This is a genomic window from Spiroplasma endosymbiont of Dactylopius coccus (assembly GCF_977110965.1).
In genome coordinates this window covers 1,853,744-1,878,475 of sequence record NZ_OZ373019.1, presented here as the reverse complement: position 1 = coordinate 1,878,475, position 24,732 = coordinate 1,853,744, and the positions used below count along the sequence as shown (strand labels likewise).

Sequence of the window (24,732 nt, the reverse complement as noted above, 5' to 3'; positions counted from 1 at the left end):
TATAGAATTAATTAAACATAGTTATTTTTGTAAGTTACACAGATTACTAAACATTACCAAGAAATTAAAGATTCAAAAAAATAAAATAAGTTTTCTGTTAATTAACAGAAAACTTATTTTCATATTCCAAACATAAAATAATTATTTTATTATTGAGGTAATTTTATATCTTCATAAATGGGAAATTTATTTAAAAGCATATCAACTTTTTTTCTTAATTCATTTAAACCATCATCATTAATACCCTTAGGTAATTTTCAAGCACTAATAATAATCTTTCCTAATTCAATAAACTGCTCTTCTTTAAAACCTCTCGTTGTCATTGCTGGACTACCAAAACGAACACCACTAGTAATAACAGCTGGTAAAGGATCAAAGGGAACACCATTCTTATTAGCAACAATATTAATCTTTTCTAAAATATCAACAGCTTCTTTACCATTTAAACCGTTAATATTAGTAACATTAACAGTTAATAAATGATTATCAGTGCCACCCGCCACTACATGAAATTTTGCATCAAGAAAAGTTTTCGCTAATGCTTGAGCATTTTTAATTATTTGCATTTGATAAGTTTTAAATTCTGGCGTTAATGCTTCATAAAAAGCTTGTGCTTTTGCTGCAATAATATGTTCCAATGGCCCACCTTGATTACCGGGAAATACCGCACTATCAATTTTCTTTTTTAATTCTTCGGTGCAAAGAATAGCACCACCGCGTGGTCCTCTTAATGTTTTATGAGTTGTTGTTGTTGTAATATCAGCATAACAAATAGGATTTTGATGTAATCCAGCAGCAATTAATCCAGCAATATGCGCCATATCAACCATTAAATATGCTCCAACAGTATCGGCAATTTTACGAAACTTTGATCAATCAATAAGTCTTGAATAAGCACTAGCTCCTGCTACAATAATTTTTGGTTTACATTCTTTAGCAATTTTTAAAATTTCATCATAATCTAAATATTCATCCTTTTTACTTACACCATAATTAACACCGTGATAAATTTTACCAGAAAAATTAATTTTATAACCATGAGTTAAATGACCACCGGCATCAAGTTCCATACCAAGAATAGTATCACCTGGACGTAATATAGCAGCATATGCTTCAGCATTAGCTTGACTACCAGAATGAGGTTGTACATTAGCATGAAAATTACCTTTTTTACATTGACCTGATTTATGATTACAATTAAATAATTGTTTAAAACGCTCTATTGCCAAATTTTCAATTTTATCAACATTTTCGCAACCATTATAATATCTTCTGCCAGGATAACCTTCTGCATACTTATTAGTTAATATTGTTCCAGCAAGTGTAAGTACAGCTGGTGATACATAGTTTTCTGAAGCTATTAATTCAATATGATTTTGTTGACGTTGTCATTCATCTTTCACAATTTTTTTTAATTCTGGGTCAAGACCCTTATTAAAAGATTTATCCATTTTTAAACATCCTCTCTTTAATAATTTAATAGTAAAATTATTTTAGTTTTGCAACTCTTAATTGATGTCTTTTTTCATCACTTGTTTTAGTATTTAAAAATAATTTCACAAGTTCTACTGCTTTATAATCAGAAATAATTCTAGCACCTAGTGCTAAAACATTAGCGTCATTATGAAGCCTTGCCAATCTTACTGTTTCTTCTTCATAGCAAAGGGCACAACGAACACCATTAATACGATTGGTAGCAATGCTAATACCAATACCAGTACCACAAATTACAATACCAAAATCTGCTTTTTTACTAACAATAGCATTAGCAACATTAAAACCAAAATTAGGATAATCAACAGGCTCACTGCTATTTGTTCCTAAATCTAAAATTTGATAGCCTTCTGTATGTAAAAATTTAATAATTGGTTGTTTAAATTCATAAGCGGTATGATCATTACCAATAGCAATTACTAAACCATTAGTTTTCAACTTTATCACTTCCTTAGTTTAAATATTAGTTTTATTATACCTATTAATTTTAAAATTAATATATTTTTCTTTTTAAAATAATTTTTATTACAAAAAGAAAAATATTTTTTCCTATAATAATCAAATTTAATCATTATTGCTATTAATAAATATGTTAAAATACTGCTAAAAGAAAGGTGAGATTCTTATTATGAAAATTAAAAAAATGATCGGAAATAAGTATGCATTAATTATTGAAAAAGATGAAATGATTATTAAAACTTTAGAGCAATTTGCTATTAAAGAAAACATAGGAATGGCACAATTCCAAATGATTGGTGCTATTACTAATGTCACTTTAGGCTATATTCCTAAAAAAAGTACTGATTATGTAAAAAAAACTTTTCTTGAACAATATGAATTGTTATCAACAATTGGAACAATCATTTGAGATGAAAAAGATAGAAATAAACCAAGTAATGAAAAAATATCACAAGTTATTGATAATAAAAGTAATTTTCATATTTGAAATTTATCTTAATTTTAAGATTTTCCTAATGAACCAAATTCTGTTAATAATTCTTTAGCTTTAAGTTTAATTGCTTCCATTCCTGGCTTAAAAATTTTTCTAGGATCAAACCCTTTATCTTCATTAAGTTTTCCTTCCGTAACATATTTTTCAATAGCTGCGGCGAACACTTCTTGTAATTCAGTATTAACATTAATTTTACCAATTCCTAAATTAATAGCTTTTTTAACCTGATCTTTTGGAATTCCAGAACCACCATGTAATACCATTGGCTTATTTGAAGCTACTGATAATTTTTTTAACACATCAAAATTTAAACCATCTCAATTTTTAGGATACTTTCCATGAATATTATTTATTCCGGCTGCTAAAAAGTCAATTCCTAAAGCTGCTAATGATTTACAATCTTCCTCACTAGCAATCTCACCACTACCAATAACTCCATCTTCTTCACCACCAATAGTCCCTGCTTCTGCTTCAACAGATGCATTTCTTTTCTTAGCATAAGCAACTACTTCTTTGGTACCTTTTATATTTTCATTAAAATCTAAATGAGAACCATCAAACATAACAGAACTAAAACCAGCATCTAATGCTTTCTTACAAGAATCTACTGATTGACCATGATCTAAATGTAATGCCACTGGAATAGTAATATTTAAATCATTCAATAACGCTAAAGTCATACTAGCAACTGTGTTAAATCCACCCATGTATTTAATAGCACCTTCTGAAACACCTAAAATAACAGATGATTTAGTTTCTTGTGCAACTTCAAGAATAGATCTTGTTCATTCTAAATTATTAATATTAAAGTGAGCAACGGCATATTTACCTGCTTTTGCTTTATCAATCATATTTTTTGCACTAACAAATTTATTCATTTCTTTTCCTTCTTTCTTAAAATATTATAACCTTATATTATATATTTTCATAAAAAATCTAGTTGCATATATATTTTGAGAATATACAATTCATAAAAATTATAACAATTTTAAAATTAAATTTTCTTACTTTATCATTATTTTTTAATAATACTTTTAATTAATCCTAAAAATAAAGGATTTGGTTTATTAATTCTTGATGTGAACTCAGGATGAAACTGACTTGCAATAAAGAATGGATGTACTTCTTTTGGCAACTCAATCATTTCTACCAAATCTTCTTTATTATATATACCACTAAAAATTAATCCATTTTTTGCAAGTAATGTTTTATAACTATTATTAAATTCATAACGATGACGATGACGTTCAATAATAATCGTTTGTTTATAAAGAGATTTTGCTAATGAATCATTAATTAAAGTGGTTGGATAATTACCCAATCTTAAAGTTCCCCCGATTTGATCATTTTTATTTTTACCACGTAATAAATCAAAAATAGGATTTTTAGTTTTTTCATTAAATTCAGTAGAATTAGCATCTTGTAAATTACATACATTACGAGCATATTCAATACAAGCTAACTGCATACCTAAACATAATCCTAAGAAAGGAACTTTATTAACTCGAGTATAATTAATTGCATTGATTTTACCTTCAACGCCACGATTACCAAAGCCACCAGGAACAATTATTGCTTGGAAAGGAGAAAGCATAGAATTAATGTTTTTACTATCTAAACTTTCAGCGTTAATAATTCTATAATTAACTTTAGTATTAAGACTATAACCTGCAATTTTCAATGATTCAATTACTGATAAGTAAGCATCACTTAAATTCGAATATTTTGCCACAATACCAACAGTAACTTCTTGATTAATATTATCTAACTTTTTAACAATTGTATCTCATTCTGACATATCTGGTTTAGTTTTATTTAATTTTAATAATTCTGAAACTACTTCATCAATTTTTTGTTGTTCTAAAGATAATGGCACTTTATAAATATTATCACAATCAGGAATTGCTAAAACATGCCTGCGTTTAATATTACAAAATAAAGATAATTTATCAAAAATATGATCAGGTGGCATAGTTTCACTACGACAAACCAAAATATCAGGTTGAATACCTAATGATAATATTTCTTTTACTGAATGTTGACTGGGTTTCGTTTTAAATTCACCAACCGAATGTAAATAAGGAATTAATGTAGTATGAATAACAATAACATTTTCATGACCTTTTTCGTTTTTAACTTGTCTAATGGCTTCAATAAAAGCTAATGATTCAATATCACCAACTGTTCCACCAATTTCGGTAATAATAACATCAGCCTTACTATTAATTGCGGAATTAAAAATATGTTTTTTAATTTCATCAGTAACATGTGGTACAACTTGTACAGTTTTCCCTTCATAAAAACCATCGCGTTCCTTTTTTAAAACAGTTTGGTATACTTTTCCGGCAGTAATATTGGAGTCTCTAGTCAGATTTTCATCAATAAAACGTTCATAATGACCTAAATCTAAATCAGTTTCAGCACCATCACTAGTTACATATACTTCACCATGTTGATAAGGACTCATAGTACCTGGATCAACATTAATATAAGGGTCAAATTTTTGCATAAAAATCTTAATATTTTTTTGCTTTAATATACGACCAAGCGATGCTGCTGTAATTCCTTTACCTAAAGATGATACAACACCACCAGTAATAAATATATACTTTGAATTCATTAGTTTTCTCCTAAATATTAATTAATAATATCATTATTATTCATCATCATAACTATCTTCTAATGGTTGAATACTAATGGTATTTAAATCATCATCTTCATATTCTACGTCTTCATTTAAATCTATAGTTTCATCATTATCTGTAACTGTTTCAGTACTATCAATTTCTTCTTTTGTATTACTTGGAATTTCTACTCTTGTCATATGTTCTTTAATTTCCTCTAATGAGACTTCATTACGTGGATATCAAAGTTTATCATTTTTTAAGAAAAAATTGGTATTTAAAATAATTCCAGTATAAAGTTCACCAGCAATTTTTTCTTCATCTTCTTTAGAAATATTACATTGTTTTTTAACATGTGTTCAAATTTCATTAAAACTGCTTTTTTTCTTTTTGCATAAAAAACTATATGCTACTTCTACTAATGTTTGTTTGTTTTGCATTTCTTAATCACCTTCTAAATTGTATATTATAAATAATAAAAAATATATTTTTTACATCTTTTTAGGCGCATCCACACCAATTAAATTTAAAGCATTTGCCATTATTTGTTTTATTGCTAAAACTAATGTTAATCGTTGAATTGTTAATTGTTGATCTTCACTAATAACTTTATGTTTATTATAATAAGAATGAAATAACTTAGCTAATTTTTGAATATAATTTGTAAGCAAATGTGGCTGATGCTGTTTTTCAATTTTTTGCAAAATAATTATATATTCATCTAATGTAATCAATAATTCTTTTTCCTTTTGTTCTGTTAATAAATTAATACTATTTGCAATTTCAAATTTTGGATAATTCTCTATAATTTGATTTATACGCACATGAACATATTGAGCATAATAAACAGGATTTTCGTTAGATTGTTGTTTAGCAAGTGCTAAATCAATATCAAGATGTGATTCAACTGATCTTGATACTAAAAAATAACGTAAAGCATCCTTTCCAATTAAATCTATCATATGTCTTAAAGTTATTGATGTTCCTGCTCTTTTTGACATTTTTTGTTCTTTACCATTATCAATAACCTTTACCATTTGCATACATAAAATATCAAGTTTAGTGGCATCATTATTAAGCATATATAATCCCGCTTTAATTCTTGGAATATAGCCATAATGATCTGCTCCTCAAATATTAATTAACACATCACTACGTTGAAATTTAATATGATGATAAGCTAAGTCAGGAAGCATATATGTATAAGTTTTGTCTTTCTTAACAATTACACGATCTTTATCATCTTCAAATAAAGTAGTTTTTAAAAAAATAGCACCATCAAGTTGATAAGTATTGCCTTGCATTTCAAATTGTTTGATTAAATTAGAAATAATATTTTCTTTATATAAAAATGATTCAGAAAATCAAATATTAATTTTAACTTTAAATTTTTTTAAATCTTTTTTAATTTCTGAAAGCATATAATTAATACCAAATTCTTTAAAAATTAAAGAAGAAGTTTCATCAAAAGGTTTATTTGCAAATTTATTACCATTTAATTTCAAAAATGATTGTGCAGCAGCTAAAATTTCAGAACCACGATAACTTTCTTTTGGTAATTCAACAGCATTGCCACAAAGATTTTGATAATTTATGAAAATTGAATTGGCCAAAACATTAATTTGATTACCAGCATCATTAATATAGTATTCTCTAACTATATTATATCCTCTATGTTCTAATATATTAGCTAAACTATCACCAATAGCCGCATTTCGTGCATGTCCTAAATGTAAAAGTCCGGTTGGATTAGCACTAATAAATTCAATATTATAAGTAATATTTTTTTTATTAGATTGACCATATAATGATTTCTCATTAATAATTTTCATTAATAACAAACTAAATACTTCAACATTAATATTAATATTAATAAAACCAGGAGTAATATAATCAATTTTTTTAATTAATGGGTGTTTCTGATGAATATTTTTAACTATAATTTCAGCAATGTCTAATGGTTTTTGTTTATATTTTTTTGCTAATATCATTGCTATTGATGTAGAATAATCACCTAAGTCATTATTTTTATTAATTTCAATAACAACCTGATTCAATTCTATTTCATAATTTGCAAATGCTACTGCATCAAGAATAATAGTAGTGAGTTCATTAATAACATAACTGTCCACAGTTCAGACCCCTTTCAATATCTAAAATATTATACTCATAAATTTAATTTATATCATATAAAAAAGTAAAAATAAATACTTTTTTATAAAAGTTGTTCAATTGTATCATTAACATACTGTATAAATCCAATTCTGATTAAAAATTCCAAAATAGTAACATCATTGTAATTTAAATCAATTAATTCTTGATAGTTACCAAAAATTTGATTATCAAGCACATTTCTTAATTTATCATTAATTTTTTTTGGATCATCTTCGATTTTAATTCCTGAAACTTTAACTAATTCTAAATCAATTTTTTTTTGCATTTTAACTTTAGTATTATCATCTTTATATAATTCTATTAATTTTAAATATAATTCTTGTAATAAAATTAAAGCCTTGACAAAATTACTTAGTAATTCTTGTTCATTAATTATATACGAATTTAAATTATGAAAATAATTATGATTTATCTCAGCTTCATATCTTGCTGCTTGACCGCCAGGATTAATTTGTTCAAAATAACGCAAACGTTCTCTTAAGTTTAATAATATTTTACTCATTTCCTCACTTTCAACTCTTGTAGTACTAATTAATTTAATCAATCGTATTAAATTATGAAAATTAAATTTTTTCTTACTAGCTGAAGGTTCAACTTGAATATATTTTCTTAAACAATGCTTTAATTTTAATTCTAACGATTGATATACTGAAAAAAGAGTAATATGAAAATTATCATATCCAATCCCTTTTTTAATATTTAAAATAGCGTTAACTGCATACATATTAGCGCGATCATTATCATTACCCAAAACATTAGTTAAATGCAAAGTTCTTGGAAATTTATTAATCATTGTAAGTAATGTTTCTTTAAATTTAATTTTTAACGTATTATCTTTAAATTTAATTTGATTTATTTTAACTGATTTTAAATCATTATATTCATTACCTATTATAAGGTAGGCAAAAATAGAAAAATAAACAATTACTTTTTCTTTAAAATTTATTCAAGTAAAATTTAAAGTTTTAATAGCATTTTCAATTTTTTCTTTATTAATTAATACACCCAATATCACTATTACTTCTTGCGTTGCTAAATGATACTCATGTGAATTTAAGTAAAAATCTCCTGGCGTTAAATCTAAAATATTTGGATACTCAAAAACTTTATTAATTGATTTTAAAATTTTCATAATTACCTCATTTTATAATACTTTTAAATTTCTATTTCTTTTTTAAAAAATAAATTGTATTTGGTGCTTTAATTGGATCTTGCAAAATTTGTGAGATTTTTTCTAAAGTAATATATTCTTCGTTTTTTGTTTTAATAATAATTGGATCTTTTTTAAAATAATAAAGTACATTTTTTAAATCTTGTTTAACGCCAATAACATTAGTGTTATTTTTACTTGTTAATAACAACAATTCATTTTCTCAGTTAAAACAAAATAAAATTACTTTTGATATTTTTACTAACTCATTATCTTTTTCAAAATTAATAATATCTTGCATTAACTTAATTAAAGTAGCATCTGTTCAATTTAAATATGTTTGTATTTCAACGCTTTTTCCCTCAAAAATAGCAATAAAATCATGAATATTGACTTTAAATGAATAAGTTTTATCAAAATATAATTCAGTTATTCTTGAAAATAATTTTTGTAAATTAAGATCAAAAAGAATTCCACTTTTATGATAATAAACTTGAGAATACATATGGAACCTTGTGATTAAATAATTTTCAATAGCAGAAATTGCCTTGTATAAAAAAACTAAACCCTCTTTAATATCAATTATCATATTCGTAATAATTCAATCAATATCAATACTTCCATAACCAACTCCTGTAAAATATCCATCACGCATTAAATAATCAATACGATCACAATCTAATTGCGATGATACCAATTGAATTTGATATTTAGGATAATTTTTATAATCCTTCTTAAGGATACCAATAATAGCATTAATATTAATATTAAATTGTTTTAAAATCATGTTAATTTCAGTACTATTATCATTAATAATAGCACAAGTATAATCTTCATGAGTAAAATTTTCTTTTTTATTAACATTAAGGTTTATGATTTTTTCAAAAGTGTGTGAAAAAGGACCATGTCCTAAATCATGTAATAAACCAGCAATTTTAATGTTTGTTTTTTCCTCTTTAGTTAATAAAGAAGAGCCTTCAACTTCACTAAGAACACGATTTAATATATGGTAAACACCGATACTATGAACATATCTAGTATGAGTTGCATTAGGAAAAGCAATTTGCACACCACCAAGTTGATTAATTCATCTTAATCTTTGAAATTCTTTACAAGATATTAATGCCTGAATAACGGGTTCGCTGATATTAATATTTTTGTGTACAGCGTCACGAATAAAAGTTACTTTATAATTATTGCTTGACATAAATTTTAACCTCTCATTAATATCTTATAAATTTTAGGTATTATTAATTTTTTATTTTAATAGTAACATAATATAAAATTTTTCTTCTATTTTAGTAATTATTTTGAGTAAAAAGAACAATTTTATAATTTTTATTTATAACAAAAGCAAATATTATATTTTCTAGTATAAGTAAGTAATAATATTTATTTTTCTTTAATATTTAAAATTTAATTTCACATTATTAATAATGGTATCATAACCTAATAGTTTAATGGTGCTAACTAAATCAGGTCCATGCATTTGTCCTGTTGTAATAATTCTAATTGGCATAAATAATAATTTACCGTTAACATTAGTTTCTTTTTTAACTTCATTAATAATGTTTTTAATATTATCACTAGTTCAATTTTTACAATCAATAATCTTTTTAATAAATGCTGTACAAACTAAGTTACATTCATTATCATTCAAAAAAGTCTTTGCTTCTATATCTACCTTAAAATTATTTTTAAAAAATAAACTTACCAATTCATTAATTTGACTACCATATTCTAACTGTGATTGATAAATTAATAATACTTCTTTTCATCATTCAATAGTTTTGCTATTTCAATTATATTTTTCTTTAATAAAAGGTGTAACTAAATCTAAGTATTGTTCAACATTTAATCTTTTAATATAATAATTATTCATTCACACTAATTTTTCTGGATCAAACATACTTGGTGCTTTACTTAAATATTTTGGGGTAAATAATTTAATTAATTGTTCTTTAGTGTAAATTTCTTTTTCTTCATGCGAACTTCATCCTAATAAAGCAATAAAATTAAAAATTGCTTCTGGCAAATATCCTTCTTTACGATATTGATGAATAAATTGGATAATGCTACCATCACGTTTTGATAATTTTTTACGTTTATTATTAACAATTAATGTTAAGTGGGCAAAAATTGGAATTTTCCAATTAAAATATTCATAAATAACTAATTGTTTTGGTGTATTTGACAAATGTTCTTCACCACGAAAAACATGACTTATTTCCATTAAATGATCATCAATAGCAACAGCAAAATTATAAGTAGCCACTCCATTTGATTTAATAATAATATAATCTCCTAAGTCTACTGAATTAAATTCAACATTACCACGAACTAAATCTTTAATTTTATAACTTTTATTAATGGGGATTTTAACTCTAATAGCATATGAAATTTTATTTTGTAAATTTTCTTCAATTACAGACTGCTCTAATTTTGAACATGTTCCATCATACTGGAAAGCTAAAATATTTTTATCTGCTTGTTTCTTACGCATTTCTTCTAGATATTGAGGTGTACAAAAACAATAATGTGCTTTTTTTTCTTTTATTAGTATTAATGCATGTTGAATATATATATTTAAACGTTCAGTTTGTTTATAAGGACCATATTTACCTGGTAAATCAATAGTTTCATCAGGAATTATTCCCATTCAACGTAAATTATCTAATTGTGAACTAATTCCATCTTCAATATTACGTTCTAAATCAGTATCTTCAATCCTGACTATAAAATCTCCTTTGTTATTTTTTGCAAATAAATAATTAAATAATGCTGTTCTAGCACCACCAATATGTAAATACCCAGTAGGACTAGGTGCATATCGTACACGAATTTTCATATTTTCACCATCTTTATTTAATTTAAGATTTTTTAATCTTATTAACTTTTTTTTCTACTTTATTAGTCTTATTTTTAGAATTTAATTTTTTTTTATTATTTTTAGAGGATTTCAATGCTTTTTTACGATTAGTTTTTGATTGTAATTTTTCATTTACTTCTTCATCAAGAAAAATTGTAATAGTCTGTGTATCATTTGGATCAAATTCATTAGAACTTGGTAATGGTTGTTTTAATTCTGGTTCAAAATCAATTGCTGCTTCAATACGTTGACGATAAAAGTGATATGTTTGAACATTAATTAAATTTAATTTAAGTAATAAAATAACTGCTGCAACAAGTAATGCAAAATAAAAACCAAAAATTGATCAAACAATAGTTGAAGAAACTCAATTTCTATAATAAAAGCTTGGTACTTCAATCGTTCCTCCTCTATTAGGTATTATTTGTGCACTATCATTACTTCATTCACAATAAAGCAATTGACCAGAAAAACTTATCAAAAATCCAACAACAAAAATTATAAAGTTTACAACTAAAAATACAAATTTAAAACGAGGAGATTTTTCAAGAAAAACTCTTGCCGTAAAAATACAACTAATCAAACCGAAACTGCTTACAACTAAACCTATTACTGGTAAATAATAAATTGCAGTATAACTTGAAGGATTAAAACTTGGTGAAGGTTCTGCAATTTGAAAACCATAATAATATAAATCTTTTAAAGCTGTATTTTTTGACAAAGCAATTAAAAAAAATAATTCATAAATAATAAATGTGCTTAATAATAAATAAAAACTAATAAACCACCAATTACGAATTCTCATAAATCTGCCCCCCCTTTTATTTAATATTTAAAGTTTTTTTACTAAATTCCTTTTCTTGTTTTTTAATTTTTTTTAATTCTTGTTTTCTAATTCGTCTTTGTTTTTTTTCCATACTTCTAGTAGTATAAATTTCATAATCTGAGTTCATAAATGTAAACTTTCTACGCATAATTCAAAAAAATAGTTGTGTAATCAAAATTAAAAAAAGACTAAAAATAATAAATATTCTTGCAATAATTGGATTAATTCAATGATAATTTTCATTATACAATATTCCAGATTGTGAAATATAAGTTAATTGTACTTCTGAACTTAACATTACACTAAGAATTAATAATCAAAAAGCAGTATAAAACATTCTACTGCTATACTTTGAAGAGACAATACTTACTCTAGGAGCAAATATTAATAAAATCATACTTACAGTAATTGCAATTAAACAAACAATTGGAGCATAAAATAAATTCAAAATAGGATAATTAAAATCAGTAAGTTTTACATTATATAATTTATATTTTGATACATTAATAGTAGCAAATAAAGAAAAAATAAAAACTGATAAAAAAAGAACTATTGATATTGCCAAATAAACAAAATATGCATTTTTAGTCTTTTGTTCATATGGAATAAAATATGTTTCTTTGTTTTTAATGTTATCTAAATCTTTAATTTTCATTATTTTCACCTACTTTATTTTTCATTAGGCAATTCTTCAACTACTAAAATTAAAATAATCGCTGCTATTACTTCACATATTCATACAATTAATGATATTAATGAAAAAAATAGTAATACTGGTATTGATCAAAAAACTAGACTACCACTTAACATTAATGTTGATAATATTAATGTTGAAATAGCAGTAATTCTAAATGAAGATTTCTCTTTAAGTTTCTTTGCTGGTATCATAAAACAAATAATACTGACTAAAATTGCAATTCCAACATATGATAATGATAAAGCTAATTGCAGTTTACTAAATTCAAACCCCATTTTTTGCCCAACAAATGCATTAACTATTAATAGTATTAAAAAAGCAATACTACCAATAATTTGCACAATTGGTGATCAAAAAAGTAAAGCCCTTGAAACTTTTATTTTATTAAGAACATCAAACTTTTTAGTTTTTTTATTTGGAACATAATTGTTTTCTTGAATGTCAGAATCAGGATTTTGTAAATTACTTTTTAACATAATAATTTTTTCCTTTCTTGCTAGTATATTTTCAAATTAATTATAACAAAACTATAACCTTTTTATAATTAATATTATCTTAAAACTAAACATTAAAAAGGAAATGACAAATATCACCATCTTCAACTATATAATTTTTACCTTCAACTCTCATTTTTCCCTTTTCCTGAACATTTTTTTCACTACCCAATAATTCTATATCTTGATAATTATAAACTTTAAGTCTAATAAAACCTTTCATGAAATCTGTATGAATGATACCAGCACACTCTGGTGCTTTCATTCCTTTAATAAAAGTTCAAGCATGAACTTCTTTGGGTCCAACAGTAAAATAAGTACCTAAATTTAATAGTTTATAAGTTGCTAATACAATTTGATCAATTCCTGATTCAAAAATATTTAACTCTTTAAACATTTCTTTTTTTTCTTCTGCTTCTAATTCAGAAAGTTCACATTCTGTCTTAGCACAAACAACAATTACAGTAATATTTTTTTTGCTCATATATTGTTGTAATTGTTCAACATATTTATTGGTTTTAGTTATTAAATCTTTTTCATTAATATTAGCAATAACAATTATTGGTTTAGCAGTTAAAAAATTATAAGGTTTAATCATTAGTAATTCTTCTGAACTTAACTTTTGATTACGAATAGCAATACCATTGTTTAATTCATTATTAATTTTTTCTAATAAAGCTACCTCAGCAATACCTTGTTTATCTCTAGTTATTTGCGATTTTTTACGAACTTTTTCTTTTCGTTTACTTATTACTTCTTGATCAGCTAACATTAATTCCAATTCAATAATTTCAAAATCATTAATTGGATCAATTTTATTTTCAACATGACTAACATTAATATCATCAAAACAACGAATAACTTCGCATATTGCATCAACTGTTCTAATATTAGCAAGAAATTGATTACCTAATCCTTCACCTTTACTAGCACCTTTGACAAGTCCGGCAATATCATGTAATTCTAAAATTGTTGGTACAATTTTTTGTGGATTAAAGATTTTTATTAAATTTAAAATTCTTGAATCATTGACTGGAACGCTACCAATATTTGGTTTTATAGTAGCGAAAGGATAATTTTCAATTAATACTTGTGAATTGGTAATGGCTTTAAATAATGTTGATTTACCTACATTAGGTAAACCAACGATACCAGCAGTTAACATATAATATACACCTGTTTCTTTTACTTATATGATTACATCGTATCATATAAATTATAAAGAAAAATATAAAATTAATTATCAATTAAGAAAAATTTAATTTTGAAGTTGATTTGGATGGTAATGGTACAGTATTTACTAAATTATTAGATTCATTAATAGTATTACCAGCAAGTTCTTCATCATCGCTTTCATCATCAAAAGGATTTGTACTAACTGGTTTAGGAGTAATCTGACCAGAACAAATGCCACTATCACTAGATGCTGTTCTAGTAAGACAATGATTAAATTCTTGACGAGATGATTCAGTACTGCTTTCTAAATCACTATACTGTGGAAAACTATAACTATTAAGTTCTCTTAATATTTTATCGTTATCAATAATAGAATAATCATTTTCTTCAAATTCAGAAGAAAGTGAACTTATCGCACTATCAGTACTATTTGAACGTGATAATTTAGGTTTTTTTTCAATTATTAATTCATCTCAAGGCTCAGATGTTGGTAATAGTTCTGGTATACTTTGTCTTTGATAAGGTACGCTTATTTCATCTATTGATGTTTTATTATCATTTAAATTTGCAATTAAAGTTCCAAAATTTTTTGTATTATTTTCTTTAACTGTCTTAGTAGCTATTTTTGTTTTTTTTCATGTTCAAGATATTTTATTTATTATTTTCTGTCATCAACTAAGTTTTTTAAATTTTGTTTTTGATAATTCTACTAAAGATTTTTTACAATTTTCAATGTCAATATCTTTAATATTATTAATTTTATTTAAAGATACTGTTTCATAATGATCAAAATTATTATAACCACTATATATTTTTAACTTATTTTTAATAATTTGATAGTTTTTATCTCAATACAAATATTTTTTCATATCTGAAGGTGTATCTTCGGTAACTCGATCATAATATCTAATAAAAGTTATATAATCATTATAAAACAATGAATTTTCTACTTTTTGGGCACTTAATTTAAAAATTTTATCTTTAATATTAACTAATTGTTCATTAAGTTGTTCAATATCTAATTTTAATTTTGCTATTACTCGTTGATTTTGAAATTGAACATTTAAATTTGTATGATTACTTAATGTTTCCCATTCTTGTTTTTTAGTTTGTAAAAGATTAAGAATACTATTGTGTAAGTCATGTAAATCATTAGTTACGGTTCTGATCTTACTATTAACTACTACTACTGAATTTCTTATCTTGCTAACCTCTTCTTTTATGGCTGCTAATCTTTTTTTTGCAATTGAACTATCTCTATTAATTTTAAAATTAATTGCAGATGTTTGTTTCTTATAATTGCCTAAAAAATTTGAATGATAACTAATATCAAATATAACACTTATTTTATTTACATTTTCTTTTAAACTTTTAATTTTTTCTTTACTATTTTCAGTAAAATCAAACGTTAAAATATTATTACTAATAACATATCTTAAATCTTCATTATTTCTTAAACGTTCTAAATGTGTCAATTGACCTTCTTCTATTAACTGCTTATCATTCATTATTTCTTTATCAATAATCTCTAATAATTTTTCTTTAATTTTTTGCAAATTAATTTCTCATTCTCAATCATTAAAAGAATTTTGGTTATTAACTTTTACAAAACCTAAAATTGGATCATTAATTTTTTTAAGTTTTTCCAGTAATAATAATACATATTCTGGTATTGTTTTATCTTTTCAAGTTATATAATCATTTATTAATGTTTGTGAATCAATGATTTCTTCTTGACTTGGGAAGTTTAGATTTTCTTTAGAAAAAGTAAAATTAAATGATTTACAATTATTAATTGTAATATCTCTTATTTTATAGTCTCATGTTTTTTTTGAGTTTAAATATTGAATAATAACAGTAAAATTATCTCTATTTTTTTGTAAAACCTTAAAATAGACTAATTCATTTTCTTTAATACCATCAATATTAACCAAACTATTAACTGCAATAATATCATTAACTTCTCATTTACCTAAATTTATTTTTGCTCTTTCTTCTGAAATTTGAAATGCATCAGATAATTCTTTTTGAAAACCTTCTGATAGTTTCTGATTTGTTTTTAATATATTATTAGCTTTCATAAGTTTTAATTTTGCTATATTATGACTATCATTGTCTTTAAGAATATTAGTTTGTAATATTTGTTCTTCTAATAAAAAGTGTTCTTCTAAACTAAATTTAGGTAAAATTTCTTGTTTTTCACTAGGAAAATAAACATTTACTAATTCATTAATTAATGTAGTAAAATCATACGATTTTCAAAATTTAACCCTTAAGTCTTCTAATTCTTGTTTATATACTTTAAATTCTTTACTATTTTTTACAGACTTTGATAATTTTATTTCTAAATCATTGGTTAATCATACAAATTGTGAAAAAGATCCTTCATAATCTGAAAAGTTTAATAGAGAAAGATAAACTTTTGCCATATGTTCTTCATCAATAATAATTTCTTGTCCTAAAAGTTTACTCATTTCTATTTTTTTAAAGTTATCTAAAAGATTTAATAATTTAGAAACAATATAGACTGGTCTACTCTGAAATTCAATTGGTAATAACTTATATATTTCAACAAATTCAGAAAAATTATCATTTAATAAATTATCAATTTCAGCAATTGAACCAATAGGAGGAGAAATGTTATCTGGATTTTTACTTTTTACATATTTCTCAATATTTTGCATTGAAAGAAGTGAAAATGAATTATGTACCTGATAAAAAACATCACTTGCTATTAAATATTCTTTACTTTTTAAAAATAAACTCTTTTGTAAATAACTTAACATTTGTAAATTATTAACTAATTTCATATCTATAAGTAAACTATTAAGTGTTTTTTGTTTATGTTCTTCATTTTTAACTAAAATTTCTTCGATTTTTTTAGTTACATTTTCTAATTCTTTTTTATCTTTATTAATACCTGCTAAACGTTCTGTATCAGATAATTCTTTTTCATTTTTTCAATCAGCAATATTTTTTTCTCATTGTTGCTGTGTTTGTAATAAAGCATTAACTGTTCTTTTATCTTCATTACTTAATTTAATAAATTCTTCTATTACATTATCTATTTTTTTAATTTCAAAATCTAATTTAGAAAAAAAAGATGCTTCCTTTTCTTGTATAGACATTGATTTAACCGAAATCATTGAAAGTTTACCACAATGTAAATTAAATAATAAACTTACTTTATTTTTTCTTTTAGCTTTAATTTGGAATTCAGAAGAAGAAAAGTTTGCGCTTCAGGTATTATTATCAACTTTATATGCAAGATTTAATTGTACTTTCAAAATATTATCATCTTCATCTTCATTATTTTCAATAACTTCTAACTTAATTTTAAATTTTGTTAACTCTTCTTTAGTAAAATTTAACCCAGTTTTAATATTTAACTTATGTAATAATTCACTTTGTAAAATTACATCATTAATGTCTAAAATTTTCTTATCTTCTGATTCTTGATAATAAACAAAAAGATCTATAGCCTCAGGTATTTGATTGATTGCTTCAATAAATAAAGTTACTCTTTCTTTCATTGTTAATAATCTAGCGGTGTCTAATTGTGAATCTTCTCCAATTCTTGCTAATGCTTGTTGAATAAGTGAAACATTTTCATCTATTGGTAATTTTCCTCTATTATTTTTTAATAAAATATTTCTAACTCTTGCTTTTAAGAAAAATACTTTTATATCATTAAAGTTATAAGTGGCTTCTTCAGAAACATAAAATTGACTTTTTTCAAAACAAACTTTACCATCAAAAGCACCATCATATTTTCTTAAATTACCTTCTGAATTTAATAAATAAATTTCTTCTACATCAAGGAAGCGAGATGTTACTCCAAATCAACGTTTACTTATCCATTTAGTACAATTGTTAAGACGTGATCTGCTATCATTAACATTGCGATACTTAGTATCTAATTCTGCTCCAGTAAAAGCAGGAATTAATACTTTTTCTCCTTCCAATGTTTCACCAAATACGACAAATCTTGTACCTTGCGAAGCATTCTCTGTCTTAAAAATTAATGTTTTATTATTATTAAAAAAAATTATTAATTGTTGACCTTTTGTTATGTTGTTAAAATTAAATGTGTTTGGCATTATTTTCCTCCCTATTTTTTGTTTTTTATTAAATTTAATATTAATATAATAATTTCATTATTGTTATTTCAAATATTTAAAACAAAAAATACCAACTTGATCTGAAAATCAAGGTGGTATGTTATAACCTTTTAAAATTAAATAATATTAAAAGAAATTAACTTTTAATATTTAGGATTATACATATTTTTAAAAAAAATACAATTAAAAACTATTTCATGTCATTATTTAGTGATAATTTCCTATTAGTTATCGAGTAAAAATTTCCCAAAAGTGAAGTTAAATATACTTGGTGATAAATATGGAAAGAAGCATGACTATGAAAGAAAAATATAAATATAAGATTATAAACGACATTACTATTAAAAAATTATCTAAGCATCAAGCTAAAAGTAAACTTAACTTAACTATTAGAAGAATTAATCAATTAATTCAAATTTTTAATAGAGAAGGTAAAATTGGTTTTATTCATAAATCACGTAATAAAATTTCTAATAAAGCAACAAATATTAAAATTAAAAATGAAATTATAAACTTGTATAAAACCAAATATTATAATTTTCATTTTCAACATTTCCATGAGAAATTAATTAATGAAGAAAAAATTAAAATTTCATATAGCACACTTTATACTATATTAATTAAAGAAAAACTCACTTCACCAAAAAAACATAAAAATAAGAAAAATAACTTACATCCAACAAGAAATCGTAGAACAAATTTTGGTGAATTAATTCAAATGGATGCAAGTAATCATCATTGATTTGGTAATGATAAACCAAAAGCGTTTTTACATGCTGCAATTGATGATGCTACAAGCAATATTGTCGGGCTATGATTTGATCATCAAGAAACATTAGATGGTTATTATAATGTCTTTTATCAAATTTTAACTAAATATGGCATACCAAAAGCATTTTATACTGATAACAGAACAGTTTTTGGATATAAGAAAAAAATCGATGCGGGTAAAATAAACACAGAAAATGACACTTATACTCAATTTCAAAAATGCTGTAATGATTTGGGTGTTGAAATAATTAGAACTTCAATTCCACAAGCTAAAGGTCGAATTGAACGCTTATTTGGAACACTTCAAAGTCGATTAATTAGCGAACTAAGACTTAATAAAATTAAAACTTTAGAAGAAGCTAATCAATTTCTTAAAACGTACATAAACTTTTTTAATAAACAGTTTGCTTTTCCTATTGATGATAATAAATCTGCTATGATTAAAGCTCCTACACAAGAAGAAATAAATATTTATCTTTCAAGATTTTCTAAAAGAAAAACAGATAGTGGTTCAACTATAACATATTATAGTAAAAAATATTTTCCTTATAAAAATAACAAAGTTCAATATATACAACCTAGAACTGATGTAATTGTACTTAAATCATTTATTAATGACTTATATCTTAGTTACAATAATCAAATGTATGAACTAAAAGAAATAGCTTTAAAACCAATTATCAAAGAAAATTTAATAAAAACTAAAAAAGTTTATATACCCAATAAAAATCATCCTTGAAGATATGGATATTAATAATTCCTAATTAAAGTTATATAAGATTTACATTTTGTGAATACTAAACCATATAAATTTTTAAATCATTTGTATATGGGCAAATTTGGTGACCTAAAATTGATTTTAAATATAAAAGAAATTGTAATTGCAATCTATCGTTTTTACATTTGTGGTAAGTTTGATTTATTCGGATTTATTAATAAATTATTTAAAGTTGCATTATTAATTTTATTGGACGTATTTCAAATGTGGATATAATTTAATTTTCTTTAAATAAAAGATAAAATAAATTATTAATTTTTGTAATAATTACAACACATTAATTAAAAAAAATAAAGTATTTTGTGTCACATTTTTATTAATATAATTTAAAAATTCCTAACTATTTAGGTTTAGATTTATTAAATTTTATAAATTTAAACAAACACTTTTAATTTATTAATCCTTGCTTGTTTTAATTTTAATAAATTAAAAAATGCTTCTTTTGAATAAATTTTTGCATTATTATTAGATATAGATTTTATTAAATGATAAACATCACTTTCAGCACTACAACCTATATTTCAAATAGCATTTTGATTTCTAATACCTTCTTTATTATTTTTAAAATATTCATATATTTTTTCATCAGCATTATTTTCTTTTAAATAATCTAATAATTTATAATAACAACCATTTAAAAATAATTCATAATAAGCATAATTTAATTTTTTATTATTTTCTTTTGTTCTTTTACCTTTTCCTACAATAAATACTTGTTTTAATTTTTGTAATGGATGTCATTTATCTACAGCATAATCAATTTTTAAATAATTAGCAGTAGATTTAAGATAAGTTGCACCATCACCAGTTAATTTTAAATTTTCATTAGTATAACCAATAAAAATATTATCTAAATTAGTTATTATTGATTTACCAAATTCTTTTTTAGTAATTCTTTGACCTTTTCTAGTTGAAATAACAAAAATATATTTATTTTCTAAAACATGTCTATTATCAGTAGATTTATTTAAATCAAAACCTAAACTAATACTTACCGTTCTGTGTCTAAATTTTCTTTTTTGCTTATTATCAATTAAATTATTATATGATTCATCTGATTGTATATAAATATAATCAGTTGGTAATATTTGTCTTTTTTCTTTTGGTAATTCTTGAACAAATATAATAGTTTCTTTTAATCTTCTACAAATAGTTGATAAAGATATATTTATTTTTAAATTATGTTTAATTATAGGATATGTAATATTATTAAAATCAGCATTAATTATTATTAATTTATTAACTCAATTTGTATAATTTTTATATTTATCAATATCAATATATATTCTTGTTGGAGTTATAATTTCATTTGTTAATTTATTTTTATATGTTCTTAATGGTAAATAAGATATTCCAAATTCACTTTTTATTAAATGTTTTCTACGTTTTATTAATTTATATTTATTTCTATCATATTCATTTAAAAATCAATTATTATCATATTTTAATATTTTATTATCATAATCTAATAACATTTGTTTTTCATGATTAATTTTATGTTGATAGTTGTCAAGTTTTTCAGATAGTAAAATCATAATGCTTTTTCCTTTCTAAATACATGACTTTAAGTATAAGAACCTGTTTAGGATCTTTTTTAACTTATTTTTGATTAAATTAATATCATAAATGTTATTTTATAGTTGAAAAATAAATTTTTAATCGATAAGTTGTCAAATGATAAAATCTTTTTAACAAAAAAATGACAAAGAAAATAAAATGTTAATTAACTGTCAGGTTAGAAATAATTATTCCCTTTTTTAGTTTAATTATGTTTAAAAGATTCCAAACAGGTTCTAAGATTAAATTATGGTCAAATTGCAGCAGATACTGTAGCAAGTGGTCAATTATATAAACAATCAGTATTTGGTATGTTTTTATATAAACATATGTTTTTAAATAAAGATATGGTTAAAGATACTAAAACTGGTTTACATTTAGAAAAAACATTTGATTTAAAAAAAGTATTAGGAGTTTTTGTGTATAGAAATGCATTTGCACAACCTAATAGTTTTCAAAAAATAGTAAATTTAATTGATAATAATACATTAAATCAAAAAACATTAGGTAAAGCACTTTATGGTATAACAACAGCAATTCGTGGTTGATTATCATTTATTATTATGGAAAAAATGCCAACAGCTGATGAAATTAAAGAAGCTCAAAAACGTTGTTGGACTAATTGAATTAAATTAACTGAAGCAGAAAGAGAAAAAGTACCAGTAACATTTAAAATTGCTGATTTTGATGATTTTAGAATTAGTTTAAATGATTTAATTTATTTTAAAAATTTAGGAAAAATAACTATGGTTGGTAATACACCAACTAATGATGAATTAGAAACTGCAATAATAAATGCTGGTAATAATGGTTATGAAAAAGGTAAAGCAACATTTAGTAATATTACATCAAAAAGTGCTACTATGACTGGTAATGATAAAGATTATATTGAAGAAATAGAATTAAAATTTTCTAAAAAATAATTATGGAATATATTTATAAATATTTTGATGAAAAAGCAAATATTACTATTTATTCACCAAAGCCAGCAGATTTAACTACAAGTAATGATATTAGAGCAATTTTATTAGATGAATATCCTAAATTAAGAAATGATTATTTTATAGTAAGTGATGTACATGATACTTATGCTATATGTGTAGGAGATAATATTCATTGTGAAGGTAAAGTAATTATTAAAATAGAAAAACAACCTAATTTATTAAAAGGAGTAAATGAAAATGCCAATTTCTGAAACTATACAATCAAATAATTATACTTTATTAAAGATAATTCGTTCTTCAATTAGTCCATTAGCAGCAATGATTGGTACAAGTGCTTATTATGGTCAAGTAATTGCAAATCCAGTATTAGGTTCAATTAATAGTTTATTATTTGGTAAAAAATTAGGTTTAGATATTTGAAATTTAAATCAAAGACCAAATACTAAAACTAAATTAATTAATAGTAGTAAAAAAATCTTATTAGGTTTAGGAACAATTGGTTTAGTTAATTATGCTAAATTTACTAATATAAATATTAATCCTAATCCAACTCCTAATCCATTTCCAAGTACAACACCAATTAATCCTTTTCCAGATGATTTATTATTAATGAAAAATAATACTAATAATTTAATGGATTGAGATACATATTTTAGTTTAAATGCTTATGGTATTTCAAATCTTATTAATGGAATTACAGAATTAATTCCTAATAGATTTGAAACTATACGTAAAATAGCAAATATGGCTACTGGTGGTTGTTTAATATCAAGTGGTGTTGCTATGGGTATTAATAATGATTTTAATAATGCTTATGCAATACCTACTATAATTGCTGGTGCAAGTGAAATAATTCATAATTTATTACCTATGGAAACTACAAATCATATTGAAGAAATGCAAGAAACACCATTTAATAATGAAACTGCAAATCTTATTAATGATAGTATAAGTCAATATGGTGCTATTAGTGAAATTAGTGAATCAAATTTAAGATGAGATTATAGTCATATGAGTTTATAATGTTACCTTTAATTATTGAATGAATATATTATGCATTAGCAAGTAATGATATTAAATTAGCATTAATAAATGCTTTAAAAACTTATTATAAAAATCAATCATTAAAAGCAGTATTTGATAGCGAAAATATTAGTGAAAAAGAAATACATCAACCATATAGTGTTTTTAATCCAAATATACTTAAAAAATTAACAAGTATATTAAAACCAAGTGAATTATCTATATTAAAAAATGAAATTAATAAATTTAAAAATCCAATAAATAGTTTTAAAAATTCTATTATACCAACAGAAATTAGAACTGTTAAAAATTATGTAAATAAATTTAATAATTTATTTAAAGAAAATGAAGAAGAAATACCAGAAAATGCATGAGAAGTATTATCAAGTTCATGATTTAAAAAAGGAAGATTTTGGAATGGCAACACTTTTTAGGACTATTTTTTGGTAGACACTTGTTCTTGATATTTGATAGGAGTTAAGTAGTTTAAAGTGCTGTGGATTCTTATGTTGTTGTATCAATTGATATAATCAAATAATTCTAATTTTAATTGGATTAATGATGTAAAATTTTTATCATTAATAAATTCAGTTTTGAAAGTTTTAAAAGTTGCTTCAGCAACAGCATTATCATAAGGACAACCTTTTTTGCTTAAAGATCGAGTAATATTGAATGCTAATAAAAGATTATTAATAATTTTATTGTTAAATTCATTACCTCGATCACTATGAAATATTTGGATATCTTTTAAACAGCGATTTGATTGCATAAATGCTTGATATACTAGTAATGCATTTTTTTAACTCCAACACTATGTCCAATAATTTCGCGGTTAAATAGGTCTATTAATAGGCAAATATAGTTTCATTTACCATTAACTTGAACGTAAGTTAAATCACTAACAATAACTTCATTTTTAACCCTATTATTAAAGTTTCTATTAACAAGATTGGTTATTTGACTATTATTGACTTTATTATGATGATTTTTGAATGATAATTTAGTGTATTTTGATATTAAATTATGCTTATTCATAATTTCTGAGGCTTTTTAGAAATCTGTGTATCTTTGTTTTACAAAG

23 protein-coding genes are annotated in these 24,732 nt (G+C 23.5%); 6 read left to right on the top strand and 17 right to left on the bottom strand.

Going from position 1 to position 24,732, the window contains the following annotated elements:
• Positions 1 to 149 precede the first annotated feature (149 nt).
• Positions 150 to 1,451: a serine hydroxymethyltransferase gene (locus tag ACXUB0_RS11775; protein WP_458258757.1), complete on the bottom strand. Its 1,302-nt coding sequence runs from the start codon at positions 1,449 to 1,451 to the stop codon at positions 150 to 152.
• Positions 1,452 to 1,488: 37 nt separating this feature from the next.
• Positions 1,489 to 1,917, bottom strand: coding sequence for a ribose 5-phosphate isomerase B (gene rpiB / locus ACXUB0_RS11770; protein ID WP_174480264.1), 429 nt, complete (start codon positions 1,915 to 1,917; stop codon positions 1,489 to 1,491).
• 205 nt (positions 1,918 to 2,122) lie between these two features.
• Here rpiB and ACXUB0_RS11765 point away from each other — a divergent pair, with 205 nt between their 5' ends.
• Entirely contained in the window at positions 2,123 to 2,452 is a 330-nt protein-coding gene (locus ACXUB0_RS11765; RefSeq protein ID WP_458258756.1) for a PPC domain-containing DNA-binding protein, read from the top strand.
• Positions 2,453 to 2,454: 2 nt separating this feature from the next.
• Here the strand turns inward: ACXUB0_RS11765 and fba are convergent, their stop codons facing one another.
• The 12 genes from fba to ACXUB0_RS11705 form a co-directional block, all read right to left on the bottom strand.
• Entirely contained in the window at positions 2,455 to 3,324 is an 870-nt protein-coding gene (gene fba / locus ACXUB0_RS11760) for a class II fructose-1,6-bisphosphate aldolase (protein ID WP_458258755.1), read from the bottom strand.
• A gap of 137 nt (positions 3,325 to 3,461) precedes the next feature.
• The gene (locus ACXUB0_RS11755) at positions 3,462 to 5,066 is read right to left on the bottom strand and encodes a CTP synthase (RefSeq protein ID WP_458258754.1); all 1,605 of its coding nucleotides are present in this window, start codon (positions 5,064 to 5,066) and stop codon (positions 3,462 to 3,464) included.
• A 36-nt stretch (positions 5,067 to 5,102) separates the two neighbouring features.
• Entirely contained in the window at positions 5,103 to 5,510 is a 408-nt protein-coding gene (rpoE, locus tag ACXUB0_RS11750; RefSeq protein WP_458258753.1) for a DNA-directed RNA polymerase subunit delta, read from the bottom strand.
• A 51-nt stretch (positions 5,511 to 5,561) separates the two neighbouring features.
• Entirely contained in the window at positions 5,562 to 7,202 is a 1,641-nt protein-coding gene (gene argS / locus ACXUB0_RS11745; RefSeq protein ID WP_458258752.1) for an arginine--tRNA ligase, read from the bottom strand.
• A gap of 83 nt (positions 7,203 to 7,285) precedes the next feature.
• Complete coding sequence (locus tag ACXUB0_RS11740) at positions 7,286 to 8,377, bottom strand: hypothetical protein (RefSeq protein ID WP_458258751.1); 1,092 nt, start codon at positions 8,375 to 8,377, stop codon at positions 7,286 to 7,288.
• A 31-nt stretch (positions 8,378 to 8,408) separates the two neighbouring features.
• Positions 8,409 to 9,602 carry an HD domain-containing protein gene (locus ACXUB0_RS11735; RefSeq protein WP_458258750.1) on the bottom strand — a complete coding sequence of 398 codons (1,194 nt, stop codon included), beginning with the start codon at positions 9,600 to 9,602 and terminating at the stop codon, positions 8,409 to 8,411.
• Between the two features lie 195 nt (positions 9,603 to 9,797).
• The gene (gltX, locus tag ACXUB0_RS11730; protein WP_458258749.1) at positions 9,798 to 11,243 is read right to left on the bottom strand and encodes a glutamate--tRNA ligase; all 1,446 of its coding nucleotides are present in this window, start codon (positions 11,241 to 11,243) and stop codon (positions 9,798 to 9,800) included.
• Between the two features lie 22 nt (positions 11,244 to 11,265).
• Positions 11,266 to 12,069, bottom strand: coding sequence for a hypothetical protein (locus ACXUB0_RS11725; protein WP_252319781.1), 804 nt, complete (start codon positions 12,067 to 12,069; stop codon positions 11,266 to 11,268).
• 16 nt (positions 12,070 to 12,085) lie between these two features.
• Positions 12,086 to 12,745 (bottom strand): hypothetical protein, encoded by a 660-nt coding sequence (locus tag ACXUB0_RS11720; RefSeq protein WP_458258748.1) that lies wholly within the window; start codon positions 12,743 to 12,745, stop codon positions 12,086 to 12,088.
• Positions 12,746 to 12,759: 14 nt separating this feature from the next.
• On the bottom strand, positions 12,760 to 13,263 hold the full coding sequence (locus ACXUB0_RS11715) for a hypothetical protein (protein WP_458258747.1): 504 nt from the start codon (positions 13,261 to 13,263) through the stop codon (positions 12,760 to 12,762).
• Between the two features lie 85 nt (positions 13,264 to 13,348).
• Positions 13,349 to 14,446 (bottom strand): redox-regulated ATPase YchF, encoded by a 1,098-nt coding sequence (gene ychF, locus ACXUB0_RS11710; RefSeq protein ID WP_252319775.1) that lies wholly within the window; start codon positions 14,444 to 14,446, stop codon positions 13,349 to 13,351.
• A gap of 82 nt (positions 14,447 to 14,528) precedes the next feature.
• A complete protein-coding gene (locus ACXUB0_RS11705) occupies positions 14,529 to 18,557 on the bottom strand; it encodes a hypothetical protein (protein ID WP_458258746.1) in 4,029 nt (1,342 codons plus the stop codon).
• Between the two features lie 301 nt (positions 18,558 to 18,858).
• Between ACXUB0_RS11705 and ACXUB0_RS11700 the strand changes: the two genes are divergently transcribed.
• The gene (locus ACXUB0_RS11700) at positions 18,859 to 20,103 is read left to right on the top strand and encodes an ISNCY family transposase (RefSeq protein ID WP_458258745.1); all 1,245 of its coding nucleotides are present in this window, start codon (positions 18,859 to 18,861) and stop codon (positions 20,101 to 20,103) included.
• Positions 20,104 to 20,501: 398 nt separating this feature from the next.
• Here ACXUB0_RS11700 and ACXUB0_RS11695 read toward each other — a convergent pair whose 3' ends face one another.
• Positions 20,502 to 21,662: an Mbov_0401 family ICE element transposase-like protein gene (locus ACXUB0_RS11695; protein WP_458258744.1), complete on the bottom strand. Its 1,161-nt coding sequence runs from the start codon at positions 21,660 to 21,662 to the stop codon at positions 20,502 to 20,504.
• Positions 21,663 to 21,995: 333 nt separating this feature from the next.
• Between ACXUB0_RS11695 and ACXUB0_RS11690 the strand changes: the two genes are divergently transcribed.
• From ACXUB0_RS11690 to ACXUB0_RS11675, 4 genes are read left to right on the top strand one after another with little or no spacing between them, the layout of a single operon-like run.
• Positions 21,996 to 22,607 carry a hypothetical protein gene (locus ACXUB0_RS11690; protein ID WP_458258743.1) on the top strand — a complete coding sequence of 204 codons (612 nt, stop codon included), beginning with the start codon at positions 21,996 to 21,998 and terminating at the stop codon, positions 22,605 to 22,607.
• A 2-nt stretch (positions 22,608 to 22,609) separates the two neighbouring features.
• On the top strand, positions 22,610 to 22,897 hold the full coding sequence (locus tag ACXUB0_RS11685; RefSeq protein WP_458257610.1) for a hypothetical protein: 288 nt from the start codon (positions 22,610 to 22,612) through the stop codon (positions 22,895 to 22,897).
• Positions 22,866 to 23,651, top strand: coding sequence for a hypothetical protein (locus ACXUB0_RS11680; RefSeq protein WP_458258742.1), 786 nt, complete (start codon positions 22,866 to 22,868; stop codon positions 23,649 to 23,651). The genes ACXUB0_RS11685 and ACXUB0_RS11680 overlap by 32 nt, the downstream gene beginning before the upstream one ends.
• The gene (locus tag ACXUB0_RS11675; protein WP_458258741.1) at positions 23,651 to 24,085 is read left to right on the top strand and encodes a hypothetical protein; all 435 of its coding nucleotides are present in this window, start codon (positions 23,651 to 23,653) and stop codon (positions 24,083 to 24,085) included. Before ACXUB0_RS11680 ends, ACXUB0_RS11675 begins: the two co-directional genes overlap by 1 nt.
• A gap of 2 nt (positions 24,086 to 24,087) precedes the next feature.
• Here ACXUB0_RS11675 and ACXUB0_RS11670 read toward each other — a convergent pair whose 3' ends face one another.
• A complete protein-coding gene (locus ACXUB0_RS11670) occupies positions 24,088 to 24,420 on the bottom strand; it encodes an IS3 family transposase (protein WP_458258740.1) in 333 nt (110 codons plus the stop codon).
• A gap of 14 nt (positions 24,421 to 24,434) precedes the next feature.
• On the bottom strand, positions 24,435 to 24,686 hold the full coding sequence (locus ACXUB0_RS11665; RefSeq protein ID WP_458258739.1) for a hypothetical protein: 252 nt from the start codon (positions 24,684 to 24,686) through the stop codon (positions 24,435 to 24,437).
• Positions 24,687 to 24,732: the final 46 nt, after the last annotated feature.